The sequence below is a fragment of the Larkinella harenae genome, from assembly GCF_054780515.1.
Map to the genome: position 1 here is coordinate 487,460 of NZ_BAAGWE010000002.1, position 17,629 is coordinate 505,088.

General features: G+C 53.8%; 16 protein-coding genes. 11 read left to right on the forward strand and 5 right to left on the reverse strand.

Annotated elements, in window-relative coordinates; all coding sequences use genetic code 11:
- The first annotated feature begins 2 nt into the window (after positions 1 to 2).
- Genes ACYVH9_RS13385 through ACYVH9_RS13420 form a run of 8 tightly spaced genes read left to right on the forward strand, consistent with a single transcriptional unit; the run spans position 3 to position 9,692 of the window.
- A complete protein-coding gene (locus ACYVH9_RS13385; protein ID WP_460636860.1) occupies positions 3 to 1,727 on the forward strand; it encodes a sodium:solute symporter family protein in 1,725 nt (574 codons plus the stop codon).
- A 30-nt stretch (positions 1,728 to 1,757) separates the two neighbouring features.
- Positions 1,758 to 2,459: an SDR family oxidoreductase gene (locus tag ACYVH9_RS13390; RefSeq protein WP_460636861.1), complete on the forward strand. Its 702-nt coding sequence runs from the start codon at positions 1,758 to 1,760 to the stop codon at positions 2,457 to 2,459.
- On the forward strand, positions 2,456 to 3,163 hold the full coding sequence (locus ACYVH9_RS13395) for an RraA family protein (protein WP_460636862.1): 708 nt from the start codon (positions 2,456 to 2,458) through the stop codon (positions 3,161 to 3,163). Before ACYVH9_RS13390 ends, ACYVH9_RS13395 begins: the two co-directional genes overlap by 4 nt.
- A complete protein-coding gene (locus ACYVH9_RS13400) occupies positions 3,163 to 5,268 on the forward strand; it encodes a heparinase II/III domain-containing protein (protein ID WP_460636863.1) in 2,106 nt (701 codons plus the stop codon). Before ACYVH9_RS13395 ends, ACYVH9_RS13400 begins: the two co-directional genes overlap by 1 nt.
- Complete coding sequence (locus ACYVH9_RS13405) at positions 5,265 to 6,059, forward strand: sialate O-acetylesterase (protein WP_460636864.1); 795 nt, start codon at positions 5,265 to 5,267, stop codon at positions 6,057 to 6,059. Before ACYVH9_RS13400 ends, ACYVH9_RS13405 begins: the two co-directional genes overlap by 4 nt.
- Positions 6,056 to 6,466, forward strand: a complete 411-nt coding sequence (locus ACYVH9_RS13410; protein ID WP_460636865.1) for a VOC family protein — start codon at positions 6,056 to 6,058, stop codon at positions 6,464 to 6,466. Before ACYVH9_RS13405 ends, ACYVH9_RS13410 begins: the two co-directional genes overlap by 4 nt.
- Positions 6,467 to 6,522: 56 nt before the next feature.
- Entirely contained in the window at positions 6,523 to 7,542 is a 1,020-nt protein-coding gene (locus tag ACYVH9_RS13415) for a zinc-dependent alcohol dehydrogenase (protein WP_460636866.1), read from the forward strand.
- 23 nt (positions 7,543 to 7,565) lie between these two features.
- Positions 7,566 to 9,692 (forward strand): glycosyl hydrolase 115 family protein, encoded by a 2,127-nt coding sequence (locus ACYVH9_RS13420; protein WP_460636867.1) that lies wholly within the window; start codon positions 7,566 to 7,568, stop codon positions 9,690 to 9,692.
- A 7-nt stretch (positions 9,693 to 9,699) separates the two neighbouring features.
- On the opposite strand, the gene ACYVH9_RS13425 is transcribed toward ACYVH9_RS13420, so the two are convergent.
- Complete coding sequence (locus tag ACYVH9_RS13425; protein WP_460636868.1) at positions 9,700 to 10,863, reverse strand: ABC transporter substrate-binding protein; 1,164 nt, start codon at positions 10,861 to 10,863, stop codon at positions 9,700 to 9,702.
- Between the two features lie 144 nt (positions 10,864 to 11,007).
- Between ACYVH9_RS13425 and ACYVH9_RS13430 the strand changes: the two genes are divergently transcribed.
- Positions 11,008 to 11,874: a CE1 family esterase gene (locus tag ACYVH9_RS13430; RefSeq protein ID WP_460636869.1), complete on the forward strand. Its 867-nt coding sequence runs from the start codon at positions 11,008 to 11,010 to the stop codon at positions 11,872 to 11,874.
- Between the two features lie 3 nt (positions 11,875 to 11,877).
- Here the strand turns inward: ACYVH9_RS13430 and ACYVH9_RS13435 are convergent, their stop codons facing one another.
- Positions 11,878 to 12,615 (reverse strand): IclR family transcriptional regulator, encoded by a 738-nt coding sequence (locus tag ACYVH9_RS13435; RefSeq protein WP_460636870.1) that lies wholly within the window; start codon positions 12,613 to 12,615, stop codon positions 11,878 to 11,880.
- 60 nt (positions 12,616 to 12,675) lie between these two features.
- Between ACYVH9_RS13435 and ACYVH9_RS13440 the strand changes: the two genes are divergently transcribed.
- A complete protein-coding gene (locus tag ACYVH9_RS13440) occupies positions 12,676 to 13,719 on the forward strand; it encodes a bile acid:sodium symporter family protein (RefSeq protein ID WP_460636871.1) in 1,044 nt (347 codons plus the stop codon).
- 120 nt (positions 13,720 to 13,839) lie between these two features.
- The gene (locus ACYVH9_RS13445; protein WP_460636872.1) at positions 13,840 to 13,974 is read left to right on the forward strand and encodes a hypothetical protein; all 135 of its coding nucleotides are present in this window, start codon (positions 13,840 to 13,842) and stop codon (positions 13,972 to 13,974) included.
- A gap of 54 nt (positions 13,975 to 14,028) precedes the next feature.
- Here ACYVH9_RS13445 and ACYVH9_RS13450 read toward each other — a convergent pair whose 3' ends face one another.
- The 3 genes from ACYVH9_RS13450 to ACYVH9_RS13460 all read right to left on the reverse strand — a co-directional run bounded on the left by ACYVH9_RS13450 (position 14,029) and on the right by ACYVH9_RS13460 (position 17,595).
- Positions 14,029 to 14,928 carry a bestrophin family protein gene (locus ACYVH9_RS13450; protein ID WP_460636873.1) on the reverse strand — a complete coding sequence of 300 codons (900 nt, stop codon included), beginning with the start codon at positions 14,926 to 14,928 and terminating at the stop codon, positions 14,029 to 14,031.
- A gap of 444 nt (positions 14,929 to 15,372) precedes the next feature.
- Positions 15,373 to 16,185, reverse strand: coding sequence for a class I SAM-dependent methyltransferase (locus ACYVH9_RS13455; protein ID WP_460636874.1), 813 nt, complete (start codon positions 16,183 to 16,185; stop codon positions 15,373 to 15,375).
- Between the two features lie 333 nt (positions 16,186 to 16,518).
- Positions 16,519 to 17,595: a phytase gene (locus ACYVH9_RS13460; RefSeq protein ID WP_460636875.1), complete on the reverse strand. Its 1,077-nt coding sequence runs from the start codon at positions 17,593 to 17,595 to the stop codon at positions 16,519 to 16,521.
- Positions 17,596 to 17,629 lie beyond the last annotated feature (34 nt).

Genomic DNA, 17,629 nt, shown 5'->3' on the forward strand with positions numbered 1-17,629 from the left:
CCGTGCAAACCCTTCAATCACTTGACTACTGGGCCATTGCCATTTACATGCTGCTAATGGCGGGCATCGGGCTGTTCTTGGGCAAGTTTGTCAAAAACATCAGCGATTATTTTAAAGGTGGTAATGCCATTCCTTGGGTGTCGGGCGCGATCAGCAACTTCATGACCAAGTTCAGCACGTTCATTTTTGTAGCCTACGCTGGCATCGCCTACCAACACGGTTTTGTGGCCCTGACGCTGATCTGGAGTACGGTTTTACCCGCCCTGATCGGGGTGGCCATTTTCGCCAAACGCTGGCGTCGGGCCGGGGTCATGACCCCGCTCGAATACCTCGAAACCCGCTTCAACGCACCGGTTCGGCAGGTCTTTTCCTGGATGGGTGTTTTCTTCAAAATCCTGGACAACATGGTGCGGCTCTACGCACTCGGCCTGTTTGTCAAAGCCGCCACGTCGCTTTCGCTCGAAATGTCCATTCTGGTTTGCGGCATTATTGTGGCCTTGTACACCGTCGTTGGCGGATTGTGGGCCGTGGTGGTGACGGATGTGGTGCAGTTCATTATCCTGATTGTTGCCACCCTAATTCTGGTACCGCTGACCATTCAGGCCGCCGGAGGCATTCCCAAGATGATGGCAACCATTCCCGAGCATTTCACCTGGTTCAACGGCCCGAAAGGCATGCCGCTTTACCTGATGGTGTATTACCTCATGATTCTGGTCAAATACAGCGGCAACTGGACGTTCATCCAACGGTTTTATAGCGTCCGCGATGAACAGGCCAGCCAGAAACAGGGCATGCTGACGGCGGTTTTCTTTTTTCTGTTTCCAGTTATCTTCCTGTTTCCTTCTATTGCCGCCAAGGCGCTGATTCCTAACCTCGACAACCCGGAAATGGCCTACGTCAGTGTGTGTCTAAAACTCCTGCCGGAAGGCATCATGGGCCTCATGGTTGCGGCCATGTTTGCGGCCACCATGTCGGTGCTGAGTGGCGAATACAACGTCACGGCGGGCGTGCTCACCCGCGACATTTACCAGCGGCTGTTCAACCCCAAAGCGGGCGGTAAAGAAATGCTCTGGGTCGGTCGGCTGATGACGCTGGTGCTGGGCGGATTGATCACGGTCGGCGCGCTGTATGTCGGCGGTTTTGGGGGCGCGTTCGAAGCTAATAAACTCTTCACGGGTCTGTTTGCCATTCCGATGACGTTGCCGCTGGTGCTGGGCATTGTGCTCAAAAAACCGCAACCCTGGGGCGCGTTTGCGACGCTGATTGTCGGGATGGTTTTAGGACTGGTGCTGAATTCGATGCCGCAGGTTTCGTGGGAATGGGCCACGTTCATCGAGATCATTGCCTGCGTGCTGGTTTTCCTGCTTTCGGGCGTTACGTCCACCCAGACCGAAGCCTACCGCAACCGGGTCGAGGCCTTCTTCCGTCGCCTGAATACGCCACTGACCGAAGCCGAAAAGCCACTAGAAAATCCGGCGTTCATGCAAATTATGAACCGACTGTATGCCGTAGCGATGGTGGTTACTGGCGTCCTTTTCATCGCCATGAGCATTCCGTCGCTGGCCGAAACCAGCGGTAAAGTGGCTTTCGGGGCCGGTCTGCTCTGCCTGTTGCTTTCCGTCTGGATGTGGTACCGAACCCGGTCAGCAGGTACCCTCTCGATCCCGGAGCAACCCGTTTCACCCCAACCCGACAAGCTGGAAAACCGCAGTTATACGCAGACTTAAATAATATCGTCTAAGCAAACACAATTGATTATGAATTACTTAAAAGATAAAACCATCTTCATCACGGGCGCATCGGGCGGCATTGGCAAAGCCACGGCGCTGGTGTTGCTTGAGCAGGGCGCGAAGGTCTTTGACTTTAGCCGTACTAACCAACTAGCGGAAGAAATCCGTCACGAAAACCTGCGCTCGTTCCGGGGCGATGTGAGCCAGGAAGCCGATGTGCAGGCGGGTTTTGCGGCCTGTCTGGAGGCCTTCGGAACCGTCGACGTACTGATCAATAATGCCGGGATTGGTCTGCTCACCACCGATCTCTCCAGCACTGACCTCGATACGTACGAACAAATGATAACCATCAACATGCGGGGTGTTTTTCTGTGTAACCGCGAAGCCCTCAAAGTGATGAAATCCAACCAGCAAGGGCATATCGTGAGCGTCATTTCAATGGCTGGCTACCGCACCAACCCCAACGCCCCCGTGTATTGTGCTTCCAAATTCGGTGCCCGGGGATTGAGCAGCGGGCTGGCCGATCAGGTGTTGAAAGACGGCATCAAAGTAACCGACGTGAATCCCGGCCCGACCGACAGCAATTACTGGGGCGACCGAAAAGTAGCGCGGGAGAAGTTCCTGAAGGTAGAAGACGTGGCCAACGTGATTGCGTTCGTCCTCAACCAACCCGAGTACGTCGTCATTCGGGAAATCAATTTTGACAACATGAAATTCTTAGCAGGATGAATCAGATACACACCAACGGACACAGCCGGGCCAAACCGACTTCGCCCTTTCCCATTTCCGTCCACGAAATGCGGGAACGTTACCTAAAACTTTATACCGGCGCGGTCAATGACGTTTTGCGCTTCCGTTACGCGATGCAGGCCACGAGTTTACCGGCAAAGTTTGCCCCGCTCCGCGAAGAAATGAAGCTTGCCGGACTGGCCTTTACCATCAAAGGTGGCCCCGATATTACGACCGAAGGCGAGATGGAAACCCGGGCCGAAATGCTCGAAGCACTGCACGAAAACTCGGTGGTTGTCTGGGATTGCACCGGCGATACGGTTACCTCCCAGTGGGGCGAAGTCATGACGATGGCGGCCATGCGCATCGGCTGCCGGGGAGCCATTGTCAACGGCATCCGCGATACGCAAGCCATTCTGGAACAGCAGTTTCCGGTTTTTCACCAGTATAAATCCAACACCGGTATGCTGGGTCGTTTTCGGATGTACCATTACCAGAAGCAGATTCTGATGGGCGAAGTAGTGGTGAAACCGGGCGACTGGATTTTCGGGGATATCGACGGAGTTATTTCGGTTCCGCAGGCCATTGCCTACGATGTTTTGGTGGCCGCCGAAGAAATTGTGCACAAAGAGCTAGGAATCAAAGAAATGGTTGAAAGCGGCATGAGCCCGACCGAGGTAGTCCGCAACGGAGGGTATTTCTGATGGAAGCAGTTGGAACCGCGAAAATCTTTCTGACCGAAACCGAGCGGTTGACCATCCGCTCGAGCCAGGACCCCATCATCGGGCGTTTCCGAAAAGCGCTGACTTTGCGGGTTACGGAGCGTTTGTCGACACCGGGTTTACGCCCCGAAAACGCCACGCTGGGTCGGGCCACGATGGGCCGGGCCACGCTTGGCTGGTGGTATCCGGCGGCCGAATACCTGTCCGACGCGGCCATGCAATACGCCCTCTTGCCTACGGACGAACTCGGAAGCTGGCTGCGCAGTACGGTTTTGCACATCGCCCGTCTTCCCGTTAGCGACTGGGTTGGCCCCTGGTTTCGGGATCATTCCCAGCCTTTTACAGGGCATCTGGAAACCGCGCATGTCTGTTGGGGAGTCTCGGCGGTACTCGATCTGGCCGGAGCGGTTTTTACCGAAGCTGAATGGGACGAAGTGAGCGAGGCCTTGCACGACAAAGGCGTGGTGCTGTGTCGTCGCTGGTTGCGGAAAAACAATCACCTGGCCAACTGGCGCGGCATTGTCGCTTCGGGTGCCCTGGTGGCTTCTGCGGCACTAAATCGCGACGATTTATTGGATGAATTTACGCCCGAGGTTTCCCGAATGGCGCAGGCTTTCCAACCCGACGGTTCCTACGGCGAGTCGTTGCAGTACGGCAATTACCTCGCCAACGCCTTGATGCTGGCCTACGAATCCTTGATTCGGAACTACCCGGATTACGCTCACCAGTTGGACATCAGCGCCTACAGTCGGGGTATGAATTGGATGGCGCAAAGCATGTTATACCGGAAACCAATGGCCAGCTGGGGCGATGAACCCCGGGCACGGGCGATTAATTTTAATGATTCGGCGGCTTTATTTCGTCCGTCGGGCGATCTGCTGCTGCACGTAGCGGCCCGTTACGAAGATTCGGTTCAGGCGGGGTTGGCGCGCTGGATTTTCCAGGAATATTACGAACCATGCCCCACGCAGGGGCCGCACGATCTGGCCACGTTCGGGATGCGCAACGACTGGGGTTTCCTGACCTTGCCGCTGCTGACCCAAACGGTTTCGGCAGTAGCGCCACAACAGGCCCAACAACCACTTACGACAACATTCTCCAACGGAAATACCTTTGTACGGGACGCCTGGAACGGAAAATCGGTGCTGGCGATTCAGGGCGGCAACAACGATGGCTGCTACGCGCCGGGCCACTTGCAGGGCGATCTGAACAGCTTTATGCTGGTTCATAACCGCGAACGGTTGCTGGTGGATCCGGGACACAGTTGCTACCGGAATCTCATTCACGGGCTGGAATCATCGACCCAGACGCACAATACCTGCACTTTTCTGGTGGAACAGGATGCCCTGGGGTTGCAGGAGGATCTGTCGAAAATCAAACTGCTCGAACAGCGGAACGTCCTCGCCCGCCGGCTGATTCAAGCCGACGAAACCGTTGGTCCGCCGGTCGAGCGCGGGGGCCGAATACAAACCGTTCAGCGACTAAACAACGTCTCGCTGGTGGTGTCCGAAGTAGCCGCTTCGTACGGTCTTCCAATTCAGGAATTTACCCGCTGCTGGATTCAGGTGGGTGCGCACGTTACGTTCGTATTTGACCGCATTCGCGCGAGTGAACCGGTTCGGACGGTCTGGAACTGGCTGCTGAACCACCGGGATGGGCAATCTATCGTCCAAACCGACGGCAACAGCCTAACACTATACCGGCACCAAACCGGCCTGAAACTTTGGCAGGCTGGTTCGGCATCGCTGGGCGGTCCGGTTTACGCGTACGTCCACGATGCCTACCATCCCGAACCGGCGCAGTTGGGCGAAGGACAGCCCGGCAGCGGTTTGCTTTTCCGTCATACCGATCAGCAAAAATCCCTAGAAATCAACCGGCTACACGTCCTTGTGGCCGACGATCTGGACCGGATTGATACCTGGAATTTTCTGGCCGATGGTTCAACCTGGACTATTGGGACCGGAACCGAAGCGATCCAGCTTTCTGCCTCAGAAGGGAACGCCTTGGCTTTCACGCTGCAAGTCGCCGAAAATACATACAGTATAACCAACAATGACGCGGGTTTTGTCTTAAAACAAAACTCATGAAAACAGCCATCAAAATTTCGTTTTACGCCCTGATCATCGCCATTGGCCTAGCTTTCAAACAGGATGTTCCACCTCGTCTGCAACTGTTTTTGCTCATCGGGCAATCCAACATGGCCGGACGCGGTATTCCCGAAGCCGAAGACCAGCAGCCGAATTCACGCATCTGGATGCTGACCAAAGAACAGACCTGGGTTCCGGCCCGCGATCCGCTGCATTTTGATAAACCTAAGGTAGTCGGCGTAGGTCCCGGTTTCGGATTTGCCAAAAACCTGGCGGCTGCGTACCCGGAAATGAACATTGGTCTGGTTCCCTGCGCAGTAGGCGGTTCGGGCATTGATGTCTGGAAACCGGGCGCTTACTACGAACCAACCAAATCGTATCCGTACGACGATGCGTTGCGCCGGGCGAAAAAGGCGCTTGAAAATGGGCAGCTGGCGGGTTTTCTCTGGCATCAGGGCGAAGCTGATTCCAATCCGAGTAAGGCAGCCGTGTATGGTCAGAAGCTGGCCGAACTGGTACAGCGGCTTCGCACCGACCTGAATGCGCCGGATGCACCGTTTGTTGTTGGGACGCTGGGTGATTTTGTCGTCAAACGAAATCCGAATGCGAAACTCATTAACGAAGCGCTTCAGCAGGCAACGAAAACCATTCCGAATTCCTATTTCGTTCTTTCGGCTGGGCTGACGCACATCGGCGATTCCACCCACTTCGACGCGCCTTCGGCCCGGACGTTGGGGCAACGGTATGCCGATGTTTTTATCCAACAAAAACTTCTGAAACCCAAACCATGAATGAACTGCTTTTTCGGGGTATCGATCATCCCGCCGTAGCCGCCGACGATGTGGAAGGCCTCTCCGACTGGTATTGTCGGGTGCTGGGCTACCAGCGCTGGTTTCAACACCGGAACGCCGGACCGCGGAAGCCCGTCTGGATGCTCAAAGCGCCCGATGGAACCTTGCTCGAAGTGATGCCCAAAGACGAAACGCTCCGTCCCGAACGAACGACCTGGACGCCGGGCTGGTCGCACCTGGCCTTGCGGGTTACGGACATCGAACAGGCCATTGACTGGCTCGATAGCCAGAACGTTGTCTGGGGCGGCCCTCTCACGAACGCCATCGGTGGGGGCCGCGTCCGCAACTTTTTCGACCCCGAAGGCAACCTGCTTCAGATACTCGAACGCCCGTTGCCCGTCGCCTGACAAGCGCCCAGTCGATGTTCACTCACTCGCTCTTTCACCCTTTGCCTATTTAACTTATGAAAGCCGCTTATTATTCTGGAAATCAACATTTCGAAGTCAAAGAAACCGTTCCCGAACCGCTGCAATCGGGCATGGTACGATTGAAAGTAGCGTATTGTGGCGTCTGCGGAACCGACGTCCATATTTACCACGGAAAGATGGACCAACGCGTTCGGATACCGCAGGTGATCGGGCACGAAGTCTCCGGCGAAATCACCGAAATTGGACCAGCGGTAATAGGCTGGCAGATTGGTGACCGGGTAGCCGTTCGACCGCTGCAACCGGGCATCGACGATCCGTCTGACAACGGCCAGCGTCATATCGGTAAGAATCTGAAATTCATTGGCATTGATACGTCGGGCGGCATGCAAACCTACTGGAACGTTCCGGCCTACACCCTCCATCTACTACCGGAAGCCATGCCTATGCATCTAGGCGCGTTGATTGAACCGCTGGCGGTTGCTTGCCACGATGTTCGGCTAAGTCAGCTAAAAACCGGCGAGAATGCCGTCGTTATTGGCGGAGGTCCTATTGGCGTGCTGATTGCGTTGGTGGCCCGGCAAAAAGGGGCCAACGTACTGATCTCCGAACCCAACGCCAGTCGCCGGGAGTTATGCACCGCGTTAGGCATCCAATCTGTCAATCCGTTGGAAGCGGACGTAGTACTGGAAGTGGAACGGTTTACAAACGGGGCGATGGCCGACGTGGTCTTTGAAGTGTCGGGCGTAGCGGCTGGCGTTCAGATAATGACTCAACTGGCCCGGGCGCGGGGCCGGATCGTGATGGTGGCTATTCACAGCGAACCCAAATCCGTCGATCTGTTCCGCTTTTTTTGGCGCGAATTGCAACTCATCGGTACACGCGTGTACGAATCGGAAGATTTTGACGAAGCCATTCGACTGGCCGCTTCCGGCGTTCTCCCCCTCGATCAGCTCATCACGCAAATTGCCCCCCTAGACAACATTCAACAGGTTTTTGAAACTATCGACAACAATCCGGCGGGCATGAAATACCTGCTTCAGTGCGCGGAAATCTAACGACCGTTTTACCCTTTCCGACGATGAGAAAGTATGTTTTTGGGATCCTGACCCTGATCATCCCCAGTGCGGTTTTCAGCCAATCGTTCACGCTGGTGTCGCCGACGGCCCAGGCCAGCCTTGTCGTATCGGAGAAAGAGCCGGAATGCGTTCAACTGGCGGTGCAAGATCTGGTAACGGATGTGCAGAAAATAACGGGTAAAACGCTGACGGTTTCCCACAAATTAACGGACTGCTCCAACTGTGTTCTGATCGGTAGCCAGTCGGTGGCCGAATCGCAAAAATGGCTCCACCGCCTGCTCCCCGGCGCTGATACGTTACGCGGGAAATGGGAAAATTACCGCGTGCTGTCGTCCGGCAACTGGCTCTTTCTAACGGGCAGTGATGAACGCGGCACGATGTTCGCCATTTATGACTTTCTGGAGAAACAACTGGGCGTTGATCCATTTTATTTCTGGACCGACCGTGAGCCAGCCAAACAGCCGACGTTGCGTTGGGAAGCGGTTTCTATCCAGCAGCACACGCCTACCTTTCGGTACCGGGGCTGGTTCATTAATGATGAAGATTTGCTGACCGAGTGGGTGAATAGCGGGGCCGCCCGCAACATCGATTATCCGTACTATAAACAGGTCGTCGATCCATCAGTGATGCGCCATGTCGTCGAAGCGCTGGTGCGTTCGCGCTGCAACCTGATCATTCCGGCCAGCTTTCTGGACATCCGGCAACCCGCCGAAGCGGCTTTGGTCAAAGAGGCCGCGCGACGGGGCGTTTTTGTGTCCATGCACCACATCGAACCGATGGGCGTAAGCGCGTTTACGTTTTTCAATTACTGGAACGAACGGGGGAAAAAACCGTTGTTTTCGTTTTACAGCAGCCGGAAAGAACTGGAAGAAGTCTGGCGGGTGTACGCGCAGGAATGGGCCAAATACCCGAATGTGATCTGGCAAATCGGTCTGCGGGGCATCGGCGACCGCCCTATGTGGATGGCTGACCCCGGGATTCCGCAAACCGACGCGGATCGCGGTCGGCTGATTTCCGAAGCCATGCAAACCCAGATGAACATGATCCGGGCGGTGGATAAACGCAAAAGCATCCCGATCACCACTACGCTCTGGGCCGAAGGCTCGGTGCTGAACGCCAAGGGGTTTCTAAAAATTCCGGATGGCGTGGTTCAGGTTTTTGCCGACAACAGTCCGGGCTGGAAATGGCAGGCCGATTTTCGGGATACCCAGCGACAGCCCAATACCACCTACGGCATTTACTACCACCACCAGCTTTGGAGCGCCGGGCCGCACCTGGCCCAGGGCGTGCCACCCGCCCAAACCCACACCGTGATTCGGGAGGCCGTTCAGAAGGGGTTTACGGAATATGGCATTATGAACGTATCCAACATCCGGGAGTTTGTCCTGGGCACTGCCGCTACCGCCAACATGTGGTACAACTTCCCTTCTTTTGACCCCGATCATTTCCTGACGGACTGGTGCCAGCACCATTTTGGGAGCGCGGCTCCGGCGGCAGAGCGGGCCTACCGCTCTTATTTCGACTCATTTGCGATGCACGACGGACGTAAAGTTCCGTTTTTGCTCGATGGTCAAAGCCGTAGTTTTGGGAATGCGCTGTTGAATCAGCTCAAAAAACAGATTACCCAACCCGCCGATTATGCGGCTGATCTCCGCAAAACCGCCAAACCCACCGCCGAATCTGAGTGGGGGCAGACTTCATTGGGCGACGCGCACCCGAAGGAACCCGATACGACCCGCTTCCTCGAAAAAATCCGGTTACAACACTACAGTTTTCTGAAAGCCGGAGAACAGATTCAGCAAACCGCTGCAACTATGTCTGCCGATCAGCAAGCTTTCTTGCAAACCAACCTGCTGGTTTCGCAGCAATTCATGGCGGCCCTGACCGGCTGGCTCGAAGCGCTGGTGCTGGCAAAACAAGCTGAAAATAAAGGCAACCGGGCAGAGACAATTTATTACCTGAAGCAGGCCAGCCAGCAACTTTCGGGCGTTGATGCGGCTAAAAAACTCCTGCCCGCGAACGAAAAATGGCAGCATTGGTACCGGGGCGATCGAAAGATGAATCTGGATACGGTGAAAAAGCTGACCGCCGAGGTGTTGGCGTTGGCGGAAACAACTACGAAACCGTAGCCCGTCTTTAGGGTAAATCCACCATCCAGGTGCCGCTGTAGTCGATGGGCATGAATTTGTCGTAAAACTCCCTGAGGTTATCGGCGGGATTCATTTCCCTGAACTCATCCGGATAACAGGCTTTGGCTAGGGCCTGGATCGACGCAAAGCTGGTAATCACGGCAGTATTGTGGAACACGCCGTGCACCCGTTTGTTCTGAACGGCTTTTAGTTCGTTCCAGCCAGGACGTCTGGTGAAGTTTTCCAACCGCTTCTGCGCTTCTTTCGGACGGACGTAATGCCCCAGCCGCATGGATTCGGGCGTTCTCACCCAGTGCTGACCCGTAATGACAATTACATCAGGATCGGCTTTGAGCACATACGCTGGAGGAAGCGGTTCCTGCTGACCCGCCACACTATCGGCAATATTATTGACCCGGAGCTGGTGCATCACCCTTCCCCAGGACGTGTATTCTTTGGGACCACCGGCGCAGCCGTACGTAATCCCAAAAGTTTGCGGCCCCGCAGCTCCCTGTTCAAGGTAAACAGACGGTTCAGGCTTCGTCAGGGGTTGAATCGTAGCAAGAACTTCGTCAAGCTGCTCGTTCACGTACAGCACAATTTCTTCCGCTTTTTCCTCCTTTTCGAAGATTTGCCCCAGTAGTTTTATTCCTTGCTGCGAACCCGTCAGCGGATCGTTGGACCCGTCCAGGTAGATGATGGGCAACCCAGCCGCTTCCAGTTTGGCCACGTACGCATAGCCCCGATCCTTCATCAGTTTATCGGCAATAATCAGATCCGGGGCTAGTTTGACCACCTGTTCGACATTCAATGCATCGTTATAGGCGTTACCAGTTTCGGGCAACGTTTTGAGGGTTGGGTACCGGGCCGTAAATTTTTTGTACGCTTCCTGATCGTCGACTTTCAAATCCGGTCCCCAGGCGACGAGCTTTTCGGGCAGTTCGTCGCCCAGCAGCGGGGCCAGCTGGTAAATATCTCTGCCCCGCAAAAGTACAATCCGCTGGATGTCCTTTTTGATCGGAACCGTCCGGCCGGCCAGGTCCGTTACGGCAATCAATTCAGTGGTATCGGCCTCAGAATAATTGGTTTCGGACCGGGTACTGTAAAAATAAAATACGACGAACGAAAGAATACTGAATAGTAGTAAGGTTATAACCTGTTTTTTGGACATCTTCGAAATATGTTCTGACGAATCAGGCGAATTGGGTTATTGAGTGTCACTTTTAGTAACAATAATAACGACAGCTTGGTGAAAACAAAGACGAAAAGAACACAAAAAACGTTGCGCGCTCTTATTACTACTCCATCCTTTATCATGTTTCGACACCTCCTCTTATTCTTCCTGATTTCTCTGACCACCGCAGCCCATAGCCAGCTCATCAGCGACTCCGTTTTGATTGAAGGGCATTACCGGACCTTCCATTTTCTGAAACCGGGCCGGGCCAATGCATCGGTGGTGTTTAACTTACACGGGTCGGGCGGCAACGGCTTAGGATTTCGGAGAAACACCCAAAAACTGGAAGCCATTGCGCCCACCGAAAACATTCTGATGGTGTATCCGGATGGTTATAAAAAATTCTGGAACGAATGCCGAAAAACCGCGCAGTCGGCCTCTAACCTGGAAAATATCAATGACAACGCCTTTTTTGAGGCCATGATTACCTACTTCCATAAAAACTACCAAATCAACAGGCGGCAGGTTTTCGCCATTGGGATGTCGGGCGGAGGGCACATGGCTTACAAACTGGCGCTGACCATGCCGGAACAGATCCGCGCCATCACTGCGCTGGTTGCCAACCTGCCCGATACCAACAACCTCGATTGCCCCGAAAAGCGCGTTGCTGTTCCGGTTATGATTGTCAATGGCACCGACGACCGCACCAACCCGTACGAAGGTGGCGAGGTCCGGACCGGAACTGTCAGCCTGGGTTTGGTGCGGTCGACCGACCGAACGTTTCGGTACTGGGCCGATCTGGCAGGTTACAGACAAAAACCGGTGAAAACGTTGCTCCCCGACACGGACCCGGCAGATGGAAAAATCATTGAGCGCTACACGTACAAAGAAAAAGGGAAGCCAGAGGTAACTCTTCTCAAAGTGGTGGGTGGCAAACATGATTACCCCAACGACATTGATGTCAACGTGGAAGCATGGACCTTTTTTAAACGGCAGATTACTAACTAATGATCAACTCGTTAGCTGTTGACTGATCCGATCAGCCGCTTCCCGAACGGCTTTGACGATGACCACCGAGCGGCCGGGCGTGTAACGGCTTTCGGGCAGGAATACGCTCAGGCTGGCCACCACCCGGCCACCTTTCCAGAGCGGCACCGCAATACCGACAATGTGCTTGCGAGATAATGTAATGACCATTTCCTGCTGGCGAATGACTTCCAGTGCCGCCAAGAGCTGCTCTTTCGTTTCCACATCGGCCCAGACCTGCGGGCTTGGCAATCCTATCTGATTGAGCAGTTCCTCCAGTTCATTAGCGGGTAAAAATGCCATCAAAATGCGTCCGGTAGCAGTCGGGTAAATATCCGATTCGGTATGGCTCCTGACCTGCAAGTCCTGATCGCTGTTTACGATGTGGAGCAAAAACCGCTTATTATTCCGCAGGATACCGAGCAGCGACGTTTCGTTCAACTGCGCCGTGAGTTCTTCCATGCTTTCCCGGGCTGCCAGCACCAGGTGCTCGCTATAGGCCACATTGTTGGTCAACTGATAGGACATGGCGCCCAGCCGGTACCCTTTTCGGCGGCCCACATGATCTAAATATTTTTTATCGACCAAAGTCTTTACAATATTTGCGCACGTAGGCTGATTTAAACTAACAGCCGCTGCCAGCTCCGTTAAGGTGGTGGGTTCGTTTTCTTTCTTAGCCACATATTCTAATATTTCCAACGCGCGGACAACGACCTGAATCATGATTTTATGAGCGAATTAGGAGTTGGCAAGTTACTAATTATTCAACTATATTGAAGTTTCGTGAAAAACCAACCGCCCCATACGTCTTCCTCTTTTTCGCTTTCCTCCGTGCAGAAGCTAGCGGCCCGCGCCGGACTCGACTGGTTTTTGCTGGCCTTGCTGGGCATGATCGGTCTGGCGTATGTTTGGCCGGAACCCGGCACACTGGAAGGCCCTTTTTCGTTGTCGAATCTGGCCAACATTGGTGTTTCCATCATCTTTTTCTTCTACGGTTTACGGCTCAGCGGTGATAAACTGCGGGCCGGACTCAGCAACTGGAAACTCCACCTGACGGTACACTTTACCACGTTTGTGCTTTTTCCGCTGGTGATTCTGGCCGGGCTGCACCTGTTCGGGACCGACGAAAACCGCTTGCTGTGGCTGGGCGCTTTCTACGTAGCCGCTTTACCCTCCACGGTCTCGTCTTCGGTAGTGATGGTTTCCATCGCGGGCGGCAACATCCCGGCGGCTATTTTCAACGCCAGCATTTCAAGCCTGATCGGCGTGTTCATCACCCCGCTGTGGATGGGAATGTTCCTATCGACCGATTCAGCAAATTATGACCTGGGCAGCGTAATCGGAAAACTGGCGTTGCAGGTGATTGTGCCGGTTTTTCTGGGCATTCTGCTCAATCGCTGGCTCGGAGCCTGGGCCGACCGTTACAAGACGGCGTTGAGTACATTCGATAAACTTATCATTCTGGTTATTGTCTACACCTCGTTCTGCGAATCCTTCGAGCGCCGGATGTTTGAAAGCCTGACGGTGTCGGATTTACTGATTCTGGGGGCCTGCATGCTGGGTTTGTTCTTCCTGATCTACGGCTTAATCAATCTGGCAAGTCGGCTGCTGGGCTTCAACCGGGCCGACCGGATTACCGCGCTGTTTTGCGGTTCCAAAAAATCGCTGGTACAGGGTAGTGTCATGGTAACGGTTTTGTTTCCAGAGAATGTGGTCGGTATCGTACTGCTGCCCATTATGATGTACCACGCCCTCCAACTGATTGCCGCCAGCATTCTGGCCCAGAGTCTGGCGCGACAGAGCCTCACCGAAAGAACTGACCGTTAGCTTTTTGCGTTTGTTTGCGGCTATTCATGATCCCAACAACCCGCGCTCATTTTGCCAACCCGACGAGTTCTGATCCGAATCACCGGTCCGTTTCCGTTCAGTCTTTGATCGGCGAAACCAATGAGCCGGTTGATGGAGCTCCGGGTAAGCCTGCTGACGTTACTGACCAGCCCGGATACCCACGAGCGGACGTTGGCGGTGCAGCTATCAGGCAAGCTGGCCAAGAGCAATCCCGAACGTACGTTCTCGCCCTGACCGAAACCAAAGACGATCCGAAACACCAGGAAAAATAAGACGGGTACGCATCGGTTAAAGGGTATAATAACTGTAACCGGGCAGCTTTTCCGGGATGGTGTCAAACTGGGTCATCGTCTTGAGGTTGATTTCAATGTTTCGGGCCAGTGTAGTCATGGGTGTATCCGTCGGGCAATTTTCAAAAGGGTCCTGCAATTGAATAGCACTTTTTTCGATTAACAGGAAAGCGCTCGAAATCAGCACGACCAGCGGCACGTCCAGGTAATACAGATCCGCTTCGAAGCAAAATGGCATGATAGCCGCAAACATATAAATCAGGATCTGCGTGTTGAAGGTATACGTCCGGGGAAACGGCGTATTTTTGATGCGTTCGCAGCGTCCCATTGAATCCGTCAGGTTATTCAGAGTTGAACTAAGCTGCACCAATTGAAAATCCGTCAAATAGCCCTCCCGGTAAAGCTTCCCGATGGCCTGCCCATGTTCCAGCAGCAGCGCATTGGGTTTGTTGTCGAAAGAAAGAATGCGCAAAACCGCATCCGCTGGCAAAAACTCCTCCAGCCGCCGGGCCACTTCCTGCCCCCGCAGCGAATCACCTAACACAAAACACCAGGCACACTGCCGTCGAACAAACGAATGAAGCAAATCCTGTTGACTTGTCGTATCGGGTAAAAATGTTTGCAGTTGCCGGATTAAACTACGACTGTCATTCACAATAGCCCCCCAAATCGTCCGGGCTTCCCACCAGCGGTCGTAAGCCTGGCTGGTTCGGAAGGCCAAAAGCAGCGAAATACAAGTGCCCACCAAGGTCGGAATGGCGATGGGAATGGTCAGGTAACGCAAGTGGAAAAAAAATTTTGCCAGCACAACTATATTGGCAAACAGAAAGATTAAAAACGCTTCCCGGCGGATTCTACGGATCAGAAAAGTAAACGGAATGGGCTTATCAAGCAGCATACGGTTTGTGGTCAGTGAACTAGCGATGGCTATAATTCCAATGTCTATTAACTGAGGACCGCTTAACTTGTTATAGTTTTTTGCGATTGAAAGTCCATTCGGGTAGCCATAAGCAGCGAAAATGTTTCTACTTCACGGCGTTCAAAAACCGTTCATCCGCCTGAGCAACCATCTTCTTTTCCGCCCCCTTCCTTGCTTTGCAGACCAATATTCATGCTTCTAGCGTAATCCAACCCCCACTTTACCATCAACTCCAAAACGGGTAAGGTGGCCTGTCCCCAAGTGGTAAGGCTGTATTCAACACCGACAACGCTGGACGAATTTGCCCAGCACGAATTCGCTCCGGCCTATCAGGCGCAGTAACCTGCCTCAATCAAAAAAGGAGCGGGAAGCCAATTCCCGCTCCTTTTCCAGCATTTGTTTTGAACACAGCTGCTTTTGTTTTCAACGCGTCACGGTTACCCGTAAGAAGGTGGCCGGAATGGAAGTCATACTTTCGTCGGGACTTTGATTCTGGCTGGCAAACAACGCTTCCAGCTCCCGATGTAAATCAGCCGCCTTCCCGTTTTTTTCTGCGGCTTCAAACGCATTCATGGTAGGCCCGTAATAGTCTCTGAACCGGGCCAAAAAATCGACTGGTGAAAACGGTGCCCGAAATGTGAACGTATCCCGTTCAAAATCCATATTTTCGTCTGGTATGCCCGCCTGTCCAAAACGTTCCCGCACCTGGCTCTCCACACCCCACAACATGGGACTCACGAAGCCCTCCGGCGGTGGCGGTGTGTAAGCCGAACTGATCTTCAGAATCTGGGCCACCAGGGTGGGGTCACCCGGAATCCAGTTACCCATCACAATACGCCCACCCGGCTTGGTCACGCGCACCATCTCCCGGGCAACATCGAACGGTTTTGGCGCAAACATCGCCCCGAAGATACTGACCACCAGGTCGAATGAATGATCGTTCAGCTCGTTCAGATCGGTGGCATCGCCTTCCTGGAAAGTGCAGTTGGTCAGCCCTTCGCGCTGGGCACGTTTGTTACCGGCTTCAACCAGGTTACGAGCAATGTCCACGCCCAACACATGGGCTCCCATTTTGGCCGCCGGTATGGCGGTAGTGCCGTCGCCACACCCCAGGTCAAGGATGCTCATTCCTTTGGTAATGGCCAGTTTGTCGATTAACGCGGCCCCGCTTTCCCGCATCGTTTCGGCCAGGCGGGTGAAATCACCTTTTTCCCATAATGCTTTGTTTGGATTCATCATTTTGTTGTTTAAAAAGTTGGTAACTTCTCCGAAAAATCCCGTTAAAACAGCACAACTAACTTGGTGTCTCCATCCAAAACAACACCAAGACCATAGCTCGCCCAAGACCAAACTCACTGATTATTAACCAATCATCTATACCAAGATAATGGTGTTTGACAGTTAGCAATCGTTTTTTTGATTCAACGGAAAGGCAGGAAATAGGCCGACGATACCGCAGCCAGCCTTGGCGGCAAACCAACAAAGATGGGGTTTGCTGATGACCAAAAATGAAGCGCCTGGGTTTTGTAAACCCAGGCGCTTCATCAGGTGAGTGGCGCGAAAACCGCCTTAATGATCCGTGTCCATCAGATCCTCCCAGCGATACAGGTGAAAGACTTTTCCTTCCGACATGGCTACAAAGAGTCCTTTGGGAAACTTCGGTCCCAGCGGCAGGCTGGTTACCTCCGACCCATCGCTCGACTGGGCTGCCACCCGGACAGTTTTCAGCCGGGGATGGTGGTGCGGATCGTCGGCAGTTCCTTCCCGGGGAAAGAAATGAAACTGATTTGCCCCCTGGTCAGACACCAGAATGTAACCGGTTTTGGCACCGGTTTTGTAAATCGAAATGCCTTCATTGTCTTCTTTAAAACCGTCTTGGGCAAACAGAGCGAGTTCCCGGCCGCTGCTGTCCGGGTCGGCGTAATATTTCCGAACGCCGACCTGCTCATCGGAGTAATAGACGTAGCCGAGTTCGTTATCGACCGCAATGGACTCGATTTCTTTCTTTTTGCTGTACATCCCGAACTTCCGAACGACGGTTGCTTTCACTTGCCCGGAACCGTTATCTTCCAGTCGGTATTGCCACAAATAGCCATCCTTTGGCCCGTCTTTTCGGCCAACCACCGCAAAAATAGCGTGGTCAGACGGGCGGGTATACAGCGAAATTCCCATCGGAGCCCGCTGGGTTTCACCGGTAAAAACCGCGATGCCACCCCCATCGACCGGTTTCAAATCCGGCAAACGAAAAATTCGAATCTGGTTGGCTTCGCGCTCGGTGACTACGGCAATGTCCACCGGTTTTCCGCCCAACAACAGCCCGTAAGCGACATCGACGTTATTGGGTCGTTTGAGGTTGCGCACCACCTTGTCCGACTGAATTTTACCGTTTAAGTCGAACACGTACAACGCACCGTCGCGGTCTTTGTCGGTGCCGATAATCAGGCTTTGGCCCGGATCGGCGGGATTGATCCAGATCGCCGGATCATCCGTATCGTGCCGAACCGTATCGGTAATAACGACCGGCTGGATCACCGCAGAATCCTGAGCGGTTGCGGCTGTCTGGCCCGTTTCGCTCGATGAATGGCTCGAACAGGCCACCGACAGCAAACTCACGAATGCGTAAAGTGGGAGTTGTTTTCTCCGCATGGACTAGTGATTGATGAATGAATTGAAAACCGGC